This is a genomic window from Mesorhizobium sp. NZP2077 (assembly GCF_013170805.1).
In the GTDB taxonomy this organism is placed as follows: Bacteria; Pseudomonadota; Alphaproteobacteria; order Rhizobiales; family Rhizobiaceae; genus Mesorhizobium.
Map to the genome: position 1 here is coordinate 7,041,638 of NZ_CP051293.1, position 19,418 is coordinate 7,061,055.

General features: G+C 59.8%; 17 protein-coding genes and 2 pseudogenes. 2 read left to right on the plus strand and 17 right to left on the minus strand.

Annotated elements, in window-relative coordinates; genetic code table 11:
- Positions 1 to 69: 69 nt before the first annotated feature.
- A pseudogene (locus HGP13_RS34565) lies at positions 70 to 1,107 on the plus strand (LacI family DNA-binding transcriptional regulator).
- 203 nt (positions 1,108 to 1,310) lie between these two features.
- Here the strand turns inward: HGP13_RS34565 and HGP13_RS34570 are convergent.
- The 3 genes from HGP13_RS34570 to HGP13_RS34580 all read right to left on the minus strand — a co-directional run bounded on the left by HGP13_RS34570 (position 1,311) and on the right by HGP13_RS34580 (position 2,771).
- Positions 1,311 to 1,610: an XRE family transcriptional regulator gene (locus tag HGP13_RS34570; RefSeq protein ID WP_172234311.1), complete on the minus strand. Its 300-nt coding sequence runs from the start codon at positions 1,608 to 1,610 to the stop codon at positions 1,311 to 1,313.
- 62 nt (positions 1,611 to 1,672) lie between these two features.
- The gene (locus HGP13_RS34575) at positions 1,673 to 1,885 is read right to left on the minus strand and encodes a hypothetical protein (RefSeq protein WP_246707231.1); all 213 of its coding nucleotides are present in this window, start codon (positions 1,883 to 1,885) and stop codon (positions 1,673 to 1,675) included.
- Positions 1,886 to 2,016: 131 nt separating this feature from the next.
- Positions 2,017 to 2,771 (minus strand): IS5 family transposase gene (locus HGP13_RS34580; RefSeq protein ID WP_172234313.1). Its coding sequence is split into 2 segments (ribosomal slippage): positions 2,017 to 2,438 and positions 2,438 to 2,771, totalling 756 coding nucleotides; the frame shifts between segments, so codons are not numbered across the junction.
- 150 nt (positions 2,772 to 2,921) lie between these two features.
- On the opposite strand from HGP13_RS34580, the gene HGP13_RS34585 reads away from it, so the two are divergent.
- Positions 2,922 to 3,371, plus strand: a complete 450-nt coding sequence (locus HGP13_RS34585) for an NUDIX domain-containing protein (RefSeq protein ID WP_172234315.1) — start codon at positions 2,922 to 2,924, stop codon at positions 3,369 to 3,371.
- Positions 3,372 to 3,666: 295 nt separating this feature from the next.
- Here HGP13_RS34585 and HGP13_RS34590 read toward each other — a convergent pair whose 3' ends face one another.
- The 14 genes and pseudogenes from HGP13_RS34590 to nifE form a co-directional block, all read right to left on the minus strand.
- The gene (locus HGP13_RS34590; protein WP_172234317.1) at positions 3,667 to 3,831 is read right to left on the minus strand and encodes a hypothetical protein; all 165 of its coding nucleotides are present in this window, start codon (positions 3,829 to 3,831) and stop codon (positions 3,667 to 3,669) included.
- Positions 3,832 to 4,817: 986 nt separating this feature from the next.
- Complete coding sequence (locus tag HGP13_RS34595; protein ID WP_172234319.1) at positions 4,818 to 5,831, minus strand: 1-aminocyclopropane-1-carboxylate deaminase; 1,014 nt, start codon at positions 5,829 to 5,831, stop codon at positions 4,818 to 4,820.
- 1,143 nt (positions 5,832 to 6,974) lie between these two features.
- Positions 6,975 to 8,531, minus strand: coding sequence for an ISL3 family transposase (locus HGP13_RS34600; RefSeq protein ID WP_172234322.1), 1,557 nt, complete (start codon positions 8,529 to 8,531; stop codon positions 6,975 to 6,977).
- A gap of 282 nt (positions 8,532 to 8,813) precedes the next feature.
- Positions 8,814 to 9,134: an exopolysaccharide production repressor protein gene (locus tag HGP13_RS34605; protein WP_172234324.1), complete on the minus strand. Its 321-nt coding sequence runs from the start codon at positions 9,132 to 9,134 to the stop codon at positions 8,814 to 8,816.
- 37 nt (positions 9,135 to 9,171) lie between these two features.
- Positions 9,172 to 9,489, minus strand: coding sequence for a ferredoxin III, nif-specific (gene fdxB / locus HGP13_RS34610; RefSeq protein ID WP_027056516.1), 318 nt, complete (start codon positions 9,487 to 9,489; stop codon positions 9,172 to 9,174).
- Positions 9,486 to 9,689 carry a CCE_0567 family metalloprotein gene (locus HGP13_RS34615; RefSeq protein WP_027033222.1) on the minus strand — a complete coding sequence of 68 codons (204 nt, stop codon included), beginning with the start codon at positions 9,687 to 9,689 and terminating at the stop codon, positions 9,486 to 9,488. The genes fdxB and HGP13_RS34615 overlap by 4 nt, the downstream gene beginning before the upstream one ends.
- Before the next feature lie 25 nt (positions 9,690 to 9,714).
- Positions 9,715 to 10,134, minus strand: a pseudogene (locus HGP13_RS34620) (DUF269 domain-containing protein).
- Positions 10,135 to 11,631: 1,497 nt separating this feature from the next.
- Positions 11,632 to 12,936: a lysine N(6)-hydroxylase/L-ornithine N(5)-oxygenase family protein gene (locus HGP13_RS34625; protein WP_172234980.1), complete on the minus strand. Its 1,305-nt coding sequence runs from the start codon at positions 12,934 to 12,936 to the stop codon at positions 11,632 to 11,634.
- Between the two features lie 836 nt (positions 12,937 to 13,772).
- Entirely contained in the window at positions 13,773 to 14,660 is an 888-nt protein-coding gene (locus HGP13_RS34630; protein ID WP_172234326.1) for a universal stress protein, read from the minus strand.
- Positions 14,661 to 14,760: 100 nt separating this feature from the next.
- On the minus strand, positions 14,761 to 15,546 hold the full coding sequence (locus tag HGP13_RS34635; RefSeq protein WP_136617667.1) for a response regulator transcription factor: 786 nt from the start codon (positions 15,544 to 15,546) through the stop codon (positions 14,761 to 14,763).
- A gap of 24 nt (positions 15,547 to 15,570) precedes the next feature.
- Positions 15,571 to 16,050 carry a NifX-associated nitrogen fixation protein gene (locus HGP13_RS34640; protein WP_172234328.1) on the minus strand — a complete coding sequence of 160 codons (480 nt, stop codon included), beginning with the start codon at positions 16,048 to 16,050 and terminating at the stop codon, positions 15,571 to 15,573.
- 17 nt (positions 16,051 to 16,067) lie between these two features.
- Positions 16,068 to 16,565, minus strand: coding sequence for a nitrogen fixation protein NifX (gene nifX / locus HGP13_RS34645; protein ID WP_010913613.1), 498 nt, complete (start codon positions 16,563 to 16,565; stop codon positions 16,068 to 16,070).
- Positions 16,531 to 17,913, minus strand: a complete 1,383-nt coding sequence (gene nifN, locus HGP13_RS34650; RefSeq protein WP_172234330.1) for a nitrogenase iron-molybdenum cofactor biosynthesis protein NifN — start codon at positions 17,911 to 17,913, stop codon at positions 16,531 to 16,533. Before nifN ends, nifX begins: the two co-directional genes overlap by 35 nt.
- 9 nt (positions 17,914 to 17,922) lie before the next feature.
- Positions 17,923 to 19,413 (minus strand): nitrogenase iron-molybdenum cofactor biosynthesis protein NifE, encoded by a 1,491-nt coding sequence (gene nifE / locus HGP13_RS34655; protein WP_172234332.1) that lies wholly within the window; start codon positions 19,411 to 19,413, stop codon positions 17,923 to 17,925.
- Positions 19,414 to 19,418: the final 5 nt, after the last annotated feature.

Below are 19,418 nucleotides of genomic sequence, written 5' to 3' on the forward strand. Positions count from 1 at the left end.
TCTTTCGCCGCTGACATGGCCTTTGCACTTGAACGAAGTCATTCACGAATTGCATATGAGAGGCGACTGATGAACAGGCCAACGATCGCCGATCTGGCGAAAGCCGCGGGCGTAAGTGTTTCCACGGCAATAGGCTCTTGCACGGAACTGGCACACTGCGACCGCAGACGGCCGACCTCATCTTGAGCGCAGCGCAGCAGATCGGCTTCCGCAGTTCGGGGCCACTGCACGAACGCAGGCGGGACAATCTCCCGCATCGGCACTTGAGCTTTCTCACGCAGCGATCGCACCGGCCGCTCTGCCGGATCTGGGCCGAGGCGCTTCTCGGTGCCTGCGCGCGACGCACAGATGCGGTTATTGAGCCAGACGTGCTCTTCGAGGACGACCCTTCCCCCGAAGCGGTTGCTGCCAATCTGCTCAAGATAGGCGGAAGCACCGATGCAATCGCAGTGATCTCGGCCGATCACCCGCTCGTCGGCCAGGCGATTGATGAGTTGCGCGTCAAGGGCGTTCCAGTGATCGCCTACGTCACTGACCTGTCCGCCGGCAGCCGGGCCGGCTTTGTGGGAACCGACAACAGGAAGGCCGGCCGCACCGCCGCATGGTTTATCAGCCAGACGTCCGGTCGGCCCGGCAAGGTCTTTCCTCTCATCGGCAGCAATCGTTATCAGTTCCAAGATATCTCGGATGCGAGCTTTCGCTCCTACATGCGCGAGCACGCGCCCGAGTTCCATGTCAGCGAAACCCTCCTGACCCATGAGACGCCGAAGAACGCCTATGCAGTCGTTCGCAGGCTGATAGCGGAGGAGCCGGAGCTCAGGGGCATCTTCGTCAATGGCGGCGGCATTTCCGGCGTTCTCCGTGCTATGCGCGAGCTCGCTGCGGAGCAGCAGTGCAAAATCCGGGTCGTCTGCCGCGACATCGGGCCCGAGACACGCAAGGGATTGAGCGAAGGCTTGATTACTGCTTCCTTGTGCCATCCCGTCGACAGGATGCCTGAAGAACTCATCGACGTAATGCTGCGAATGATCGAACGCACGGACACGGGTAATCGAACAGCGGATTGTTCCGTTCGAGATTCTCACGCCAGAGAGCATTTGGACTTAAGAATCGGAAGAGCCATCGTCGTCCGGATAAGGTCATCCGTGCCGCTGCGAAGCGAGCCGCTTCGTGGAGTAAAACTGGGGCGCAAAGGGCAGCTCGGCACTCATGATCCTCGTAGCAACCGAAATAGGCCAGGAGGACGAGGAGATGGAAATCCCGAGGAAGACGATCTTGTCGAGAGCTGGACCCCACGCTTGCGCCAACGATTAGGCTGCTTGTGCGGCCATTCGTGCCGATTTGCGCGGCTTGTGGCGCGCCACAACGTCCACCTTATTATCGCGTCGATCGAGGCAGCGCACCGGGCGATCTATAGAGAACTTGTCTGTTCGCCCCGTGACTATCGCAGATATGTCGAGCTGTTTCATAACAAGCAATTGAGCTGATTTCGCTTGAGTGAGGCGCCGACGCACAATGATGGCGCGGATCTCACGGGCGAGCTTGGCTTTCGGCAATTCCTCTTCGGAATTATCAAAGCCCAAATCCGCAAACACGTTGCCGCTGGTCATTTCGCCGGTGATTCTTCAGTCATGACTGTGTTCCTTTGCCATAGTTTTCGCGATCGTGCGTCTCAGCCACCTTCAATCGCCGTAACGAGATCGACTTCGCACTTGGGCGTGTCCCTGCCTTTCTTCTGGAAGCAACGATGCAGATCACACCAGCGAAGCGACGGCCTGGACGGGCGATAAGTATCCCTGTCTAAGTCGTCGACCACCGCAAGGATTCGGCCGCCAAATCCCTTGAGGGCATTGACCGCCAGATGCTGCTCGCCATTTTTGGGCATCGTTGATTGCAACAACCATCACGATGCAGACATCGACCAATCTGACTCCGCTCAGCCACTGAAAGAAAGATTCGGGTCAAACAGCCGTTTTCGCCAAGTGATCCTATTTTCCTAGGGTCAGGACTCATTGATCAGAGCCAGAAGATGACGGTTGCAGCGACGCAGATGGCGGACATGAAAGTGTGGGCACAACGATCGTAACGGGTGTGGATGCGCCGCCAGTCTTTGAGCCTACCGAACATGTTCTCGATCTTGTGCCGCCGACGATAGAGTGTCCCGTCGTGCGGCATTTGCACCTTTCGATTGGCCTTTGAAGGAATGCAGGCGAAGATGTTGCGTTCGGCCAAGGCATTGCGAAACCAGTCGGCATCATAACCTCGGTCGGCGAGCAGGGTTTTGGCCTTGGGGAAGGCGTCGATCATGAGCGCAGCGCCTTTGTAATCACTCATCTGCCCTTCGCTTAGCAGCATGATGAGGGGCCTACCCTTGCCGTCGCAAACTGCATGGAGTTTTGAGTTCAATCCCCCTTTGGTGCGTCCGATACGTCGAGGAACATCCCCTTTTTAAGCAGACTTGCAGCCGTGCGATGTGCCTTCAGGTGGGTCGCATCGATCATCAACTGGTCGGGCTTGCCGCCGGTTGCCGCCAAGCCTGCAAAGATGCGGTTGAACACACCGAGCCGGCTCCAGCGCATGAAGCGGTTGTAGAGCGTTTTATGCGGCCCATAGACCTCAGGCGCATCGCGCCATCTCAAGCCATTGCGAATGACGTGGGTGATTCCGCTGATTACGCGCCGATCATCGACACGCGGCCTCCCGTGAGAACGCGGCAAGTATGGTTTGATGCGCTCGAGTTGGGCTTCGGTAATCCAGTAATGATCAGGCATGGGTGGCACCTCCTACCCCTTTGAATCATGGCTTACGCGAGTGTGAAATCCTCAAATTGATGAATGACCGGAATGGGGACTGCCGGTCATTGCAAAGAGCCGTGGCGACAGGCAGCATCGGCGCGATATCGACGAAACGGAGAAGCATAGATGCCCGACATTGCGATGGGCGCCCTAGCCCAGAACGGAGCCGTGCTGCTTGCGCGACGAAGTTCGAAGCGCAAGGTGCATCCAGATCGTTGGAGCCTCCCAGGTGGCCACATTGAGGATGGCGAAGACGCTGAGACAGCGATGCGCCGAGAACTGATGGAAGAAATAGGCGTAACGCCAGAGCATTGGCAGTTTGTCGGGAGATTCGTATCAGAAGCCCCGCCCGAGGCATCCGCCACGTTCCACGTCTATCGCGTCGATAAGTGGCGCGGCCGTCCGCGCCTTATCGATGATGAACATACCGAGCTAAGATGGTTCGCCGCTACCGCTATAGCATGCGAAGGCGAGTTGGCGCTGCCCCAGCTTGGTGAAATGCTCGGGAATCTAGACATACCCCGAGGAGCGGAGTCCGCTTATATCTCAAAGCAACCATGGCGTCCGCCGGATTAATGGGTCCTGAGCCTAGAACGCATTTTGGACTGCATGAACCATCCAGCTCGGCGCAAAACCCTCCCAGATACCCGTCAATCGCGCTCTGCAAATGCACCCAGTAGAGCACTTTGGCGGTGCTACATCGATAATGGGCCCAGTTTTGCTTTTTTTTGAGAAGATGTCCCTCTTGCTTGGCCGCAGCGAATATCCCGGTAAAAATTGGCGGCAGCGCATCGCGTTTAGCGCTGGCCGGGCGGAGCTGGTCCGGGTTGCGAAGCCCGGCGAGCGCGGATCGTCTTGGGCGATGTGGTGATCAGGTACGGTTCTTGGAGCGCCAGGATTCATGTCCGATTTCGATGTGATGCGTGGGAGGATCGAGCAGTGCGGTCGTTGTTCCGTCGAAGTAGCCGCGCCCGCTGTCGCGGATAAGCGCCCGGGCGATGGCAATGGCCAGATGCGACTTCCCGTTCCGGGCCACCAATCAACACGCCATTGGACAAATGCCATCAAGGGCATCTCACCGCCGGGCGGCGGCGAACAAGAAGGAGAGGAAGTGATGGAACGCAGGCTTGATGACGTGATCGCAGCCCTCCCTGAGGAGCGTCGGGAGCGTGTCGACGCACGTTTCGAGGAGTTAAAGGACGGAGGTCGAACGGCGAGCTGCGCCGTGCCGCTGGGAAGGCCCACGCGGAGATTGCCTTGTCCCTCAAGATCAACCAGCCCTCTGTCTCGAAGATCGAGCAACAGGCCGATATGTATCTGTCGACACCTAGAGCTACCAAGAGGCGACCGGGGGACAACTCGACCTCATCGTCGCCTCGCCTCGCGCGCGCCCCTCCGTATAGAGCGGCTCAGCTACGTCGTAGCCCCCAGCCCCTCCGCACGTAGTGCTAAAAGAGCGCCAGGTGGAGGAACCCGCCCGAAGGCAACGCGCCGGCTGAACGCGCCGTTTCGGTCAAAATTGCCGAAGGGACGACAGTCTCGTCGACGCTCGCAATAGGTATGAGCAAGCCCTGGTTAAGCCGGATACCGACTGCCCGCTGTCACGTCGCGGTGGGCGCCTCTTCCCTCCCCCATGCTGGCCCAGTTCACCGCCGCGCTGGGGGTGTCCGGCTGTGCTCGCCGACGACGACCCGCTCGAGCACGATTGGTCACAGCTTCCATACCTGCTCAAGTAGATACCACGCGCCTGCGGATATCTTCGGTGGCTTACAATTTATGAAATTTACGGCGATTATCGCCGCATCGCAAAATGACAAAAAAGCCAAACGGCCATGTCTTCTCCCTTCTTATGCGGCTTCAGGTCACATTGAGCACAGGCAAATGCTGCCAAGCATGCCAGCACCACGACCCCACGTCGTGGCGGCAGTTAACAGCTGCCCGCTGAAGTTTGCCAACGGGCCTTCGGTCAAACTTGGCGCAGCGCTGTTACGGCAGGTACAGCACGTGGAGATCTGTCGAGCATCAGCCATTGCGAAAGGTGTAACCATAACCGTTGATGGCCGGCGCGCCGCCGAGATGCGCGTAAAGTATCCTCGAGCCCTCTGGAAAAAAGCCTTTTTGGACGAGGTCGATTAGCCCTTGCATCGATTTGCCCTCATAGACGGGATCGGTAATCATACCCTCGAGCCGCGCACACAGACGGATCGCCTCCTTGGTTTCCTCGGATGGAATGCCGTAACGCGGGTACGCGTAGTCTTCGAGCAGCACCACGTCATCCTCGACAGGGTCCGTTCCTAGCTCAACGAGGGTCGCTGTATGTCGGGCAATGCTAAGCACCTGCGCCTTGGTCTTGGCCGGGATAGCAGAGGCATCGATACCGATCACGTTGCGCTGCCGACCGTCCTTGGCGAATCCGACGAGCATGCCGGCATGCGTTGAACCGGTGACCGTGCAAACGACCATGTAGTCGAAGCGAAACCCTAGCTGTTCCTCCTGGGCGCGCACTTCCTCCGCGAACCCCACATAGCCGAGGCCTCCATTCGGATGAACCGACGCCCCGGCCGGTATCGCGTAGGGTCTGCCGCCCCTTGCCTTGACCTCATAGAGCGCTTTTTCCCAGCTGCGGCGGATACCGATGTCAAAGCCATCGTCGACCAGACGCACCTCTGCGCCCAAGATGCGGCTCAAGAGAATGTTGCCGACCCGGTCGTAGACGACATCCTCATGTGGAACCCAGCTCTCCTGGACCAGGAGACATTTCATGCCGATCTTGGCGGCAATGGCGGCGACCATGCGCGTGTGGTTGGACTGCACGCCGCCGACGGTGACAAGGGTATCGGCATCTGACGCGATCGCGTCGGGGATGATGTATTCGAGCTTGCGCAGCTTGTTGCCGCCGAACGCCAGACCGGAGTTGCAGTCCTCGCGTTTGGCGTAGATTTCGACCTTGCCACCCAGATGCTTGCCGAGCCGGTCGAGCTTCTCGATGGGTGTGGGTCCAAAGGTGAGCGGGTAACGCTCGAATTTTTCCAGCATATTCTCTCCGGCGATGATCATTCAGCTGAAATAGCCACGCAAAACTCGTTCCATAAGCGCTGCTTGGATTGGTCGGCCGCGCTCTCTGATCACCCATCAGAGCTTTGGGGATTTCCAGCGCTCTCCTTGCGATTGAGACGAAGCGATCCACATGTCGCCATGCTGCGATGACGCGACCATCGCCTAGGAAACCTACGACGCCTCGCGGTCGGCATCTGCGTTTTTGCCAGCTTCGCAAGTGCAGCCAGACCGCCAAACCAACAGACTTCGATAAAAACGCAGTGGCACTTGTTTGCGATTGGACCGGCAGGAACTGCACGGTTGCCGAGCCGAATTCCGCGAGGCGATTTTTGTGGCGCTCAACGCCTCACAGAGGTTCCAGCTGCTCGATCGAAGTGCTCGTCTACCTGATCGAAACGGGGTGCCAATGCCCTCGAAAGGCTGGTCTCGCCGCGGCCGTAAGTCGTCGGATTGTAGTTGACGAGCATGTCGGTCCTAGCGGTATCCAGCAACTGATTAGTAATCTGTGTCGGTGTTGCTGACGTGAACTTGCTGCTGTTCTGAACGCGAGTCGTCTCAAAGGCATGCCCGGCAGAGACGGAGCTCCCTGCCGGGCCGGGTTCGCCTTGGGAGGTGGCGTAAGCTAGCGACTTTCGTGGCGGCGGGACCACTCAATCCGTGCGTTTTGCGCAATAACGAGCATGTACCGTGCCAAGCCAAAAAGCATTTAAAAAACACCCAAGAGTCAGCTTCCTCTACGTTGCATAGCCGACATTGTCGGTTATCGGACAATGCCGAACGTGCCTCTCGGCATCGACCTACGCCTGAACCTGAGCGCCCCCGCAAGGTCGTTCGCTCCATTTCGACCTGGCGAACTGGTGGTGACCGGGTTTTAGCTCCGACTGTTCTCCGGCTGACGGACAGGGCGGATGTCGCTTTTAAAAGAGGAAACTGTCTGTACCTTCAATTCAAGAGGGCGCGGCCACGAGAGACGGCGCGGCGAATGCGGTCGCGCAGATGATCGCGAGGATCAACACATCTGGCAGACGGGCAAAACCGCAGCCTGATCAGTGTCCACCCCTAGGGCGCTCTCCAACCGGGGGTCAAAATTGGGCTCTGACGCACTTTTGGTGGTGATGGAGCCTACCCAGCGCCGATGACGCGCGCCTGGAGTAGGTCGAGTTTTCCTCGGCCGTACATTTGGCGTTTCACGAGCTTGAGTTTGGTGATCTGCCCCTCGGTTTGGCCATTGGACCAGGGAGATGTGATCGCCGCGCTCACAGCCGCTCGGTCCTTGACGATGCCGTTGGCGAAGGGGGCAACAAGGCCCGATCGAGCTTGCTCCAGCCATGGCTCAAGATCGACGAGAGACTTCTTGCGGATCATGGCCTGGAAGGCGGCGATGATTCCTCGGGCATCGACCAGCTGGGGCACACCGCCCTCAATCGCGGCGACAAGGACGGTTTCGGACTTGGAGAGGTTGTCGCGACCGACGGTCATCAGCCGCGCTATGGTCCGCGCCGAGGGCGCCCGGCTCAAGGCGCCACCATCGACCTTTTCCGCCTTCCGACGGCGCGTAGCCCACTCGGTGACAACCCGAAGACTACCACGGAACCCTTGGCCTTTGAGCCGTCGCCATAGCTCGGCGCCGTTCCGCCGTCCGGCCGACCACTGGGCGTCGAGCCATGGCAGGTGCAGTTCGAGCGAGTTCTCGCGGACGCGGAAGATATCCGAGCGTTGACCGCGCATGACGCGACGGACAAGGCCGCGGCTGTACCCGGTCCGGCGAACGATCTCCTTGATCGTCACCCCGGTCTTGGCCAGGCCGAGAATGGCGGCGTTGGTGTCTTCCCGGCGAAGATATCCCTCATATTGGATCCGCTCGGCGGCAGTGAGCAGGTCGGGATTGATCGTGACTGCGCCGATCGCGGACCGAATCTGGCGCATGGATTTGCGCACGGCGTCGAGGAAGGCGCGGCTGGCGTTCTCCATCAAGTGCCAACGGTCGGCCACCTGGATCGCCTTCGGCAGAGCCTTGGCTGCAGCCATTGCGTAGCCACCGCCACGGTCGCGGGCGACGATGCCGATCTGAGGCTGGTCAGAGAGCCAGGCCTGAGCCGTCGCTGGTTCCCGGTCAGGCAGCAATGCGATGGTCTTGCGCCGCTCCAGATCGCAGATGAGGGTTCCATAGCGCTGGTTGCGTCGCCACGCCCAGTCGTCGATCCCGATCACGGCTGGCGGAACGAAGCGCGGGCTGCCGCGCCGCCGCACGACGCGCAGCAGGGTGTCGTTGCTCACTGGCAGCATCAGTCTCCGGGCGAAGCCCGCTGCCGGGCGCCCGCCCAGAACAAGCCCAAGATGATGAACGATATCGTCGAGGCGAGCGGTTCGCCGCGCCCATGGCGCCAGGACGCCCTCGTCAAAGCGCTCGGCGAAGATTCGCCGGCCGCACAGAACCGCGTCGCAGTGGAACCGGCGCACCAGGACGACCAGCCGAACAGGCTTTCCAGCCAACGGCAGATCCGCCAAGCGCCGCTGATACCGGCTGTGGATCCGCTCCGATCTCGTTCCGCAGCCCGGACAGGCACTCGCCATGCTCAAAGGTCGGATCGTGATGAGCGTCGCGTCGACCGCACTGGCGGCATCTTCAACAACAAAGCCGCGAGGGACGAGAGTCGATGGTCGGAGGGCCTGGCCCATGGCATTGATTCCTTTTGTGAAACCAGTGCCAGCCGACGTCACAATGTCATCAAAACTGAGTCAGAGCCAAAATTGGACGCCGATTCCCCGCCTCAGGTGTCAAAATCGCACGCCGAAACACAGGACCGTCATCAGCGAATCCGCCCGGAGAATCGAAACTGCATTCCCCTGGCGTTAGAACGATGAGAATGCCGTCGCCTTCGATCATACCAGGGGACAATGACCTCAATAATCAAACTTGAACAAAGCGATGAATCTGAGCTCAGATCTTGTTACGGCGCCTCAAGGGAGTAGCAGCGATATGCCGAGCGTTTGACTGCGCTGGGCCCGATCTTGAGTTTCATTCCTATGCTCATCGTCGCGCGACTGGTACCGAACTTCCTGGGACCCATCGAAAAGCTCGGGCCCTTGCCCGGCTTTGCCAGCGCAGCTCGATCGCCAAATCAGAAAGAGGACACTTGCGAAATAGCCCAGCTGAAGAAGTAGCGAACAGCCCAGCGTCATGACGACTGCTAGACGGAAAGAGTGCGAGGCGAAGTAAACCGTCACAGCGTTGCCGCACAGGACCAGCCCGAGGAGCCGACAAAAGATGATGAAGCGCATGCCGTTCTCCTGATTTTGTCTCGTCAAATCATGCAGCTCATGCTGCGATCTGGTCGGCCGCGACATGGGTCTGGCAGTTCTTTGGGCAGACGCGGCCGCAGGCTCCGCAGCCAATGCAGCGGCCGGCATGGTCGACAACCATGATCATACGATTGAGCTCACCATCGAAATCGTCGTCATCGGCGTCGCAGGCGCCGAGGATTTCACCCGCGTCATCGACGCCGTAAAGATGCATGACCTCGCGCGAGCAGACTTTGAAGCAGCGGCCGCAGCCGATACAGATCTTGCCATCGATAGCGATCAGATATTCCGGCACCCATATGGAGCCGTCGCGGCTGATGAATTTGCTCCTCATCGCAAAGTCTTCATTTTGGCAAGCTCTCTCCTGGCACCATCCAACTCGGCATAAACGGCATGCGTTTTCTCGGCGACTTCCTCTATCTCAATCCATTTGACCGGGAGACCCTCGGCAAGGTCGCGCAAGTTCGTCTTGGCAATTGCCGCGCGCAGTTGAAGCTTTCGGACTTTCTTCGCCATCTCATCCAGGTTTGACATGATCCTTCCTCGAAAATGGGTTTCTTCACGCCCGCGCCACGTCGGGACAGGCAATAGCTGCAGTCACATCGCCGACCAGTTTCGCGCCGGTATCCGCGAGTTTCCGGAGAGTCTCGAAGCCGAACCGGTAGACGTCTCGACAGACGTTTGATTTCTGTTGTTGACAATGTCATCACGCCTGAGCGCTCCTCGATCGCCAGCTCCGCTACGGTCTAAAACCTGTCGAGCCTCCACAGTACGCCCGGATCCGGATTGCCAATGAGTGGATATTCCGGCGCAGTTCCTCGGTGATAATGAAATCGGCCAGCAGCCCGGTGTCCGATTTCCGTTGGCATGAGCCGTGGAAGTCCTGAGCACGGATCAGCCGCAGCAGGCATTTGACGAACGGGCGGGCAAGGGCCTCGCCATCCTTGTTGACGGCAGGGCCAAGCGCTGCGTGAGACATTTCGTTTCCTCAATTTCAGATCTCGTCCTCAACGGAGAATTTCTGCTTTCGGTTACGCCGACTTCGGGCTCGCTTACGCAGCCGACGTCCGGCCTCGCCAGGCCGATTCCACGTAAATGCTGCCCCTGTGGCCGACCTTGAACAGGTCCTGGACTGTGACGTCTTCAACGACGGGCCAAATTCGCGTCGAATATCGCCGCCGCGGCTATTCGATTGGAAGTCTAAGGTCCGAGCCTTGACCTGTAGCAAACGGTCGACCCTGTGCTCCATGGACATAGTTACTGCGGGCGCGCTGCAGAAAATGGGCGAATTGACCAGGGTTCCATTCCACTTGTCATCCCGACACCTTGCCGGGCTGAAAGTTCGTGAGAGGTTAGCCACGCAGCCAGTCGTCCACTTTGATCAGAGGAGCCGGGGACTCTCTACGCAACATGTTGTTCTCCATTCCCACACCTTTCCTGACGTTTATGCGCGAGCTAGTTCTCTCAGAACGGAACACACCGCTTAGGAGACCATCAAAGTCTTGCGTGTTCTCATGCGATCAGCCCTCACTCAGTATTGCCGATCTCAACCAGCAAACGTCATGCCAGCGCGTTGCCCGCAGTAAATGCATCATTCTGCCTCATGACCTTACAAGCCCAAGACGGCCGGTTGTTTTGAACCCGACATGTTTTCTGCTGCTGTCAGCTTTTGGACACGCATCATGCGTCAGACGCTTGAGGGCGAGAGCGGCTTGGCTGTCTGCCCTGCGGTAATGTTGGCGTCGGCTCATCTAGCATCATTCGCCGCCGGCGAAGCGCGGGCGCGCACAGCTAGGCCGACCCACGGAGACGATAGTCCACGGCATGTGGGCGGCGACGCTAAGTGCATTCCGCTCCGGCTGGATTTCAAGGCTGTGTTGTCCCTCCTCAATGGAGCGATTGTCCGGGCTCGTAAAGATTTGTCGATCCGATACGTGTTTGTAGGAGTCACGGCCGAGCATGCTGTTGATGGTGCGACTGCCCATAAGGCGACCTTTCGTGCAGCCTGACGCAACGCAAGCCGTGGGCCACGCGAATGTTTACGACAAGTTCCCGTTCCGGTCGGCCGATCAGGGAGGGCACGTCGGCGGCATGAGTCCATCGATCTCCAAGAACGGATACTATCCGCGGAGAGTTCAGCGCTAGACTGGCCATCCCAGGCAAGCCGGGCCCAGGACTTCCCTAGGCTCGTCCCGATCATTCACCTCACCCGGTCCAGCCACCACACGCATCGCTGCGAGCCGGAAGCCTCCGCTGACGGCCGACGCAGCCATGGCCGCTACGCACTTTCGAGTGAGCGACCTGGTACGGTTTCGACGACCGTGGGGCAAATGGACGCCCGCAGAATAAAGCGATGCGCCCATAGGTCCAAGGGCATGTTCAGTCACGATGAGTTCGGAGCGGGCTCCGGCCGTCGCTCCAGCGGAGGCGGACATCATTTCTTGGATGCCACCGCCGACGATCAGCAGTCGACGTGTCATATCCCGCTGCCCATTTCTTCGGCTACTGGGTCGGGCCAGGTCTCGACGGAAGTACGGCTGATAAAGCCGCGATGCTCGGAGTTCGCGCACGGCGCGCGCTGTAGAAGGCTGTCAAGAATGCGGCGAGCTCGCCAGGCCAGCAGGCTTAGGTTCGGATCGGCCAGCCCGCGCTGCCCGGGATTGGCGTTCTGTACGAAGATGCGTCTGTCGCGCGGTCCGTCCCAGCACACCGAAAAATCCTCGTTGATGACCAACTCATTGTCGGTCTGTTGCAGTCGATCCGCCATCGGTTCCAAAAAGCTTGGCACGGCGTTCTCGTAACCGGTGGCCAGGATGACGATGTCGGCCGTGACTTCTTCGACGTCGGCCAAGCCGCGCTGCAGCGTCAAGCTATGACCTGCGCCGGCGTTGATGCAGCGCGAAACGTTGCGACCCGGCCGCAGTGCGATGTCACACAGGTCTGGCTCAAGGAATTCGTGGCGATACAGCGCCTGGTAGACGGCGCGCAAAGTGCGATCCGAAATACCATCCGAGGCAAGCACGAAACGCCGCAGGAATAACTTGCGCTGCGGCTCGCTCATGGCCGCGAAACGATCCGAAAAACAGGGCATGAACAACTCGTTTGTGAACGGGCTGTTGTCGAGAGGCAGGTAGTTTTCGCGCTGCGAGACCCAGGTGATCGAGGAAGGCCGCCGTTCTCTTGGCCCACCGACCAAATGCAACAGCACCTCGGCTCCCGACTGGCCTCCACCTACGATGCAAACATGTTTATGGCGCACCTCAGGATGGATGTGCAGCAAATCGGATGAATGGAACAGGTTGCGTCCGATCCAGCCCTGAAATTGAGGTGGAATCCGCGCTTGCTTGCCTATGCCGACCACCAGGTCTCTTGCACCGAGAACTGCATCGTCCGTTCGCACCCGAAACTCGCCATCATAGCGTATTTCGCGCACGGTCTCGCCGCCGCGCACAAGCGGGTTTCTGCGGAACGCCCAGTTCAGATATTGCTCGAACTCAGCCCTGAGCACAGCATCGAACTGTGCATTCAGGAAGTGATACAGACGCCCGTTCTCGTGCAGGTAGTTTATGAAAGTGTAGGCGGATCGCGGATTCACCAGCGTGACCAGATCCTTGATGTGGCTGACCTGGAGTTCTGAGGAATCGAATGCGCTGCCTGGATGCCAGCGGAAGTCGACTTGCCGATCCAAGAACAGTGCCCCGTGCCCGATTTGCTCGTGTATCTGACACGCAAGGCTCAAATTGGATGGGCCAGCACCGATCCCAATGCAAGAGAGATCCAGTTGTCTTGCTTCTACTGACCTTTCCCAAACAGACGCTGTGCGCAGCGAATGTCGGCCATGGCCGTTGGGCTTGCCCTCCCCGCAGGCATCGTCGACACTGCCGGACTTGTCACAGCTTGTCCGCGCGTTCGTAGTATCGGGTGTGACGCCCGCGGATCCCGGCTCCGTGATGAGATCGGCACTCATGCCGGCGATATGTCTGGCATCGAGACTCCCGCCTCGATGACCCCCGCGTGGTCAGTGACATGCTTTCGCAACCTATCCCTCATCGCAATTGGGCTCAGTTGCCCGCCCCGACCGCGATGAGCTGACCTTCGGCCTGCTTGGCGACCAGCAAGGGCACGGTCATCAGTGCGGCGACAGCATTTTTCCGTAGGTTTGATCATAGAAGACATCCGCTGCTGAATTCGGGAAGTCCCCTGCATCGAACGTGCCAGAGCAAAACATCGGCAAAGCAACGACAGGCATGGTTTGCGATCCTGTCGAGTATCCGACATTGAGGCCGAAACCTTGCACCGTCACCGATTTTGCACGTAGTCGTACTTCTCGGCTTCGTAACGTTGCAGGCGGTCTTGGCACTTCCACACGGTCGTCATCGAGGAATCGCCTCGGCGCCGAGTGTCGATCCCTTGAAAAGGAATTTCCGTTGCGCAGCTGACTATCAGGCCTCGCGCATGATCGGGCCAGCCGCGTGGGCGCTCGGCGAACGTCTTGAGCTCGGCTCGGCCTCGCGACGAAGGCCAATGAGAACGCAAGGTGGGAGGACATCCATTGCACGCCAGCAACCGCATCTAGGTTGGAATCGATCGGTCCGAGATAGGGACTTCCGAAACCATTCAGCGAGCCAAAAACAGCGGCAATGGCGGCTTTTCGACTATCCATCTGGTCACACTGCCAAAGAGCCGCTCACGCAGCCGACGGCTGCCATAGGCGCCCATGACTATCATGTCGGCAGACGTGTCGATTGCGTGCTGCGCAAGCACCGTGGCCGCCGATTTGCCGGCACTTGGCAGGAGGTCAACCGACACCCGAGCACCGTGCCGAGTGAGATAGGCAGCGATGTCGGCTCCGGGCTCCGCCCCGTTCCAGTTGTAGTTGGCCTTCGGATCGACCAGGGCGACGCGAACTTCCTCAGCAGCGCATAGGAGACCCAGCGCTTCTCGAGCCGCACGGGACGCCTCGACTCGGGAATCCCAACCGACCACGACGCGCCGTGGCCACAGCGTCGCCTCAGCCCCCTTCGGCACAACGAGCACCGGCTTTCCCGTATCGAACAAGCAGCCGTTGACCACAGGAGGTCCGAGATTCTCGTCGTCGAGTAGCCCTGGTCCGACAATCGTGAGGTCGGCGCAGAGCGCCCGCTGTCGTGCCACTTCACCGAGGCTGGCCGGATCGTAATAGTCGGTGTCAACGTCATAGGCGAGCGACATAGATTCCAGCAGTTTGTGGATATCTCGGGAGCGTTTTTCCAGTCTGACCGCGTCCTGTGTTACTCGATCGATTTGCCGAAACCGATCGTTCAATCTGGCAATTGCCTGTCCACGTCCTACCGGCCACTCGGGGACACCATCTCCGATCCGCCGATGCGACATAAGGAGCGTCGGAGGGGGTATGATCAGTAGGGAAAGGTGCGCGCCGATTTCCGCACACAAGCCGGCAGCAGTTCTGACGTCCTGATCGGAATGGTCAGCGCCGGTCGAACAGACTACGGTTTTAAAGCCCATTTTCCTGCTTTCTTCCTGAGTGTTCGATGAGGGCGTTTCAGGCCGCAAGACCGGATCACAGCGCGAGGAAAAGGGAGTGGCACCAGACCCGGCACTCGATTCAGCCGTCCAGCTTCTCGAGCGAGTAGCCGGCCGACCTGACGGTACGGATGACGATACCGGTCGAGGCCGTCTCCAGAGCCTTTCTGAGCCGACTGATATGGACATCGACTGTGCGTAGACCGACATGGATATTGGCCGGCCAGGCCCCGCCGATCAGCTCGTCCCGGCTGAAGACCTTGCCGGGAGCCTCCAGCAAATGCCGCAGCACGTTGAACTCGATCGGTCCGAGATGGATGTCATGGCCATTGCCGCAAACCCGGTGGGCATCGAGCTTCATCTCAAGGCTGCCATAGGAAAGCCAGCTGTCGTTTTCAATCCCGTTTGAACCCGGCTTCGGCAGCGCCAGCCTCGTCCGCAGATAATCGAGCAGCTTGGCCGGCGCCATTGGCCGCACAAAGCTCTCGTCAATGCCGGCCTTCAACAGATCAAGGTGCTGGTTCTCGGCGCCGGGCGCGATCAGGGCAATGATGGGCAGGCCGCCGGTCCGGGGTTCCCGCTTGAGCCGGGCGCAGATTGCGGACCCGGTAAGGCTCGTTGGACCGCAGTCCAGCACCACGGCCTGGAATTCCCGCTCGTCGGCCTTTGCAAGTGCTTCCTTGGCGCCGCCTGCCGGCTCACTGACGAAGCCGTCCACCTCCAGTATGTGGCTGAGGAACAGATAGAACTCCGCATCTTGCGAACAGATCAGGACGAGTGGCTTCATCAGCGCTACCCCGAGAACCACATTGGCCTCGACCGCGTCGGCCGCGTGGGCTGGCCATCGCGGCTCCTCAAGGCCTGACATGATCCTCTTGCTCGAAAATTGGTTTCATGCCCGTGCCACCTCGGGATAGGCGTCGATGGCTGCGATGGCATCGTCGACCAGTTTCGTACCGGCGATGGCGAGTTTGCAGAACGTCTCGAAGCCGAACCGATGGACGTCGCGCACGGTCTTGGACAAAACGACCAGCCGCCCGGCGGTGAAAAGCACGCGCCCGAACCCCTCATGGCTCATTTCGATCATCGGCGATGCCATCAGGCCGGAGCGCTCCTCGATCGCAAGGGCGACGGCAGTGTAAAACTTGTCGAGCCTCCACAGCACGTCCGGATCGGGATCGCCGATGATTGGGATCGTACGACGCCGTTCCTTGCTGACGATGAAGTCGGCCAGCAACTCGGCGTCCGCTTTGCCGTCCCACGACCCGTGGGAATCTTGAGCAAGGATCAGCCGCACGAGGCACTTGACGAACGGGCTGGCAAGGGCCGCCTCGTCATCGTTGACAGCAGGGCTGATCGCGACTTCAAACATTTTGCTCTTTCCTTGTTTCAGTCCTCATCCTCGAAGGAGGGTTTCTTTTCGGCGACACCAGCTTCGGCCAGCACCTTGCGCAGCCAGGGCGGAGGACACGTTCTCAGCATCATCTGCGTGCGCAACAGCACCTCTTGGATGGTTTGTGGCTGCGGCACCTTGATTGGATGGATTTTTGCCGAAATAACCTTGGCTGCCGAAGGCCCGCCGATGGCCAGACAAAACAGCAGATGGCAGCCCTTCAGCGCCTCCACCTTCGGCGTGACGCGGTCATCGCCCTCGGTCCGACGCTTCCCGCTCTCATCGGAAACGTCATCGAAGGCCACGGCTTCCACGAGATGCCACTCCTCGCGCGTCACATCGTAGACAGCAAAGCGCTTGGCCGACCCGAAATGGGCATTGAGATTCGTCATGTCTTGCGTGGCGATGGCTACGCGCAATGCGCCTGCCCGTCGGTCCGTCATCGGTGCGTGAACCTCGTCAGTGACGAGTGAGAGGCGACGAACGGAGCTCATCTGGCATTTCTCGTTTCCGGAATAGATCAAGCGCCTCAGGCGTCGGCGCGTGCTGGTTGGCCTGAAAGATATTGGCAACATCGAAGATCAGGTCGCGGGTCCCCCGATAGAGGATTGTGAGCTTGTGCTGGCTGCCGAGCCGGTCGAAGATCGGGAAGCCGACGCGCATGAGCGGAATGCCAAGGCGTCGCGACGCCTGGCGACCGTGGGAATGTGTTACGAGAAGATCCGCGCCCGCTGCAAGAGCTTCCAAATCGCCGAGATCGCCGATCTGAACCCACTCCGCCGGTACTTTTTGCAGAATCTTCGACATATCGGTCGTCGTGACCGCCGCCGCGATGTCACAGCCCATGCCTGTGAAGAAGGTTGCGAGTTGATAGAGTTGGTCTGGTTCAGCAGCGATCGCAATTTTCTTGCCTCCGAAATGGAAATGTCCGTCGAGCAATGCATCCTCCAATTGCGCCCGGTGACGGCGAACCCGGTCCGGCACCGCCGCGCCCGAAACCGCCGATAGCAGCGAGACGAACCGGTCGACGGCCATTAATCCGGTCAGCGACTGGAACACCGCGTAAGGCACGCCGGTCAACCCGTGCAGCGTTTTCGCCGGGTGGCGCATGTGCTCGCCGATGACGATGCATTGCGCGGCCGTGCCAAGCTCGCGGATTTCCTCGACGCTGGTGCCGCCATAGGTAGTGGTTACCCAGCGGTCAGGAACCGTGCCGTCGAGTGAGCCGGAGACGTCCGGCAGGATAACCGGCTTGAGCCCAAAACTTTCAACCATGTCACGCAAATGCTCGACGTCAGCGACAGTGAGGTTGCATCCGGGCAGGATCGCGATCTTCTTCGGCTGCCGGGTCCGTGCGCCCGACCGTGTAATCCCTTCGATCATCGCCGCGACAGCCTTGGCCCAGCCTTCTTCGATAGCGCCGCCGAAATCAGGCGTGTTGGCCAGCACAACCTCCGTACCCGCGAGCTCTTCCCCATGCTTCAGCTTGACGTTGGCGATATCACTCGCGCAGTCTTCGCCCCGGGTCTCCACCAGCGCGGTCGTGCACACCCCTATCAGCTTTGGCTTAGTGCGGGTTTTGAGGTTGAGGATCGCCTCTTCCAGATGGTCCGCTCCGCCGAGTATGGTTGCCACCTCATCCATCGCCGTTGTCTGCAAGGGGATCGCTTCCTTGAAATGCCGCACGAAGAGCACGAGCGCGAAGCTGGTGCAGCCTTGGCTGCCGTGGAACAGGGGCATCGCACCCTCGACTCCAAGAAAAGCGAAGGCGGCACCCAGCGGCTGCGACGACTTCAGCGGGTTGACCGCCGCTGATTTGGTATTGCGAAGGATGCGGACCATCGGATTTCCTCATCGGTCGCCGAAGCGGTGAGCCGTCGCGCCGGCGAATTCATTGAAAGCGTTCACAGTCGCGGTCCCGTTCTTCGTGCTCGCCAGATCGTCCTCCCCGGCAGGCTGGCAATCCCATGGCGCCGGCTCCCGCACCTGGCCCCAGATCGGGTTATGAATGGCGAGGTCGATCTGCCGTACAAGTTCCACCATGCCGTCATAGCCGGCATAAGGATGTTGGCGCTCCTGGTTGATATCGAGCCAGGGTGTCTTGGCCTTCAGGGCGACGAATTGCGTACGCCCGCCCGACAGCATGATGTCGGCCTTGTGTTTTGAGAGCATGGCGTAGAGATCGCGCGCTGCCATCTGCTCGAACATGTGGTTTTCGTCCTTGAGGATGCGTTTGATCCGTTCCTTGTCTTCGACTGTGGATTTCTTGACCGAGGTGCCGACGATCTCCATGCCGATCTCCATCAGGGCGTGGACGACTGACCAGGACTTCACGCCGCCCGTATTGAGCAGCACGCGCTTGCCTTGAAGCCGCCGGCGGTAGGCCTCGAGCTTCTTCCACGCAATCGCCTCCTGCTCAGCAATCAGCGTGTCTGTGCGATCGAGGATCTCCGCATCGGCGCCCTTTCTCACCAGCAGCTCAGCAATGTTGCGAAGTGCTTCGGAGGTATCTGTTATGCCGTAGAAGGAGCCCTCGAAGAACGGGATGTCCCAGCGCTCCTCCATCTTGCGGGCAAGATTGATGAGTGCGCTCGAGCACACCATCATAGCCGCCCGGGCGCGGTGCGCGGATGCAACGTCGATGTAACGCGCATCGCCCGGAATGCAGGCGCGCACCCGGATGCCGAGCCGATCAAGCAGCGGCTTCACCAGCCAGAATTCGCCGGAGAGGTTGAATTCGCCAAGGATGTTGATGTCGTAGGGTCCGGCGTCGTCGGGTTCCACCGTGCCGATGACATGATCGAGCAACGCTTCGGCGGCCAGTTTGTTGCCGAGGTTCTTGGAGCCGGCCAAGCCCGGCGCATTGATCGGCACCACGGCCAAGCCGAATTTTTCGGCCGCGCGTTTGCACACGGCCTCGATGTCGTCGCCGATCAGCGCCGTCACGCAGGTCGAATAGACGAAGACTGCCGGCGGCGCATATGTTTCCTTGATCTCGCGGATCGCCCTGAACAGCTTCCGCTCGCCCTGCCCCATCACGACGTCGAGTTCGGTGAGGTCGGTTGTAAAGCTTGTCCGCCACAGGGTTGGCCCGGACGAAGCTGCGCCTCTGTTGTCCCAGGAATTGCCCTCGCAGGCGAGCGGCGCATGGACCAGGTGCGCAACGTCGGTAATCGGCTGCAGGACGATCTTGGCGCCGTCAAAGGCGCAGCCGCCGGCTGCCGCCCCGGGGGTCAGCGGCTTCGAGCAGCCCTCCTTGCGCGCTTTGGCATCCTTGCCGCGGTTGTTATCGCAGGCGGGCTCGTCGAAAACGTCCTGGATCTTGGCACTGAGCGAGGTCATTGCGT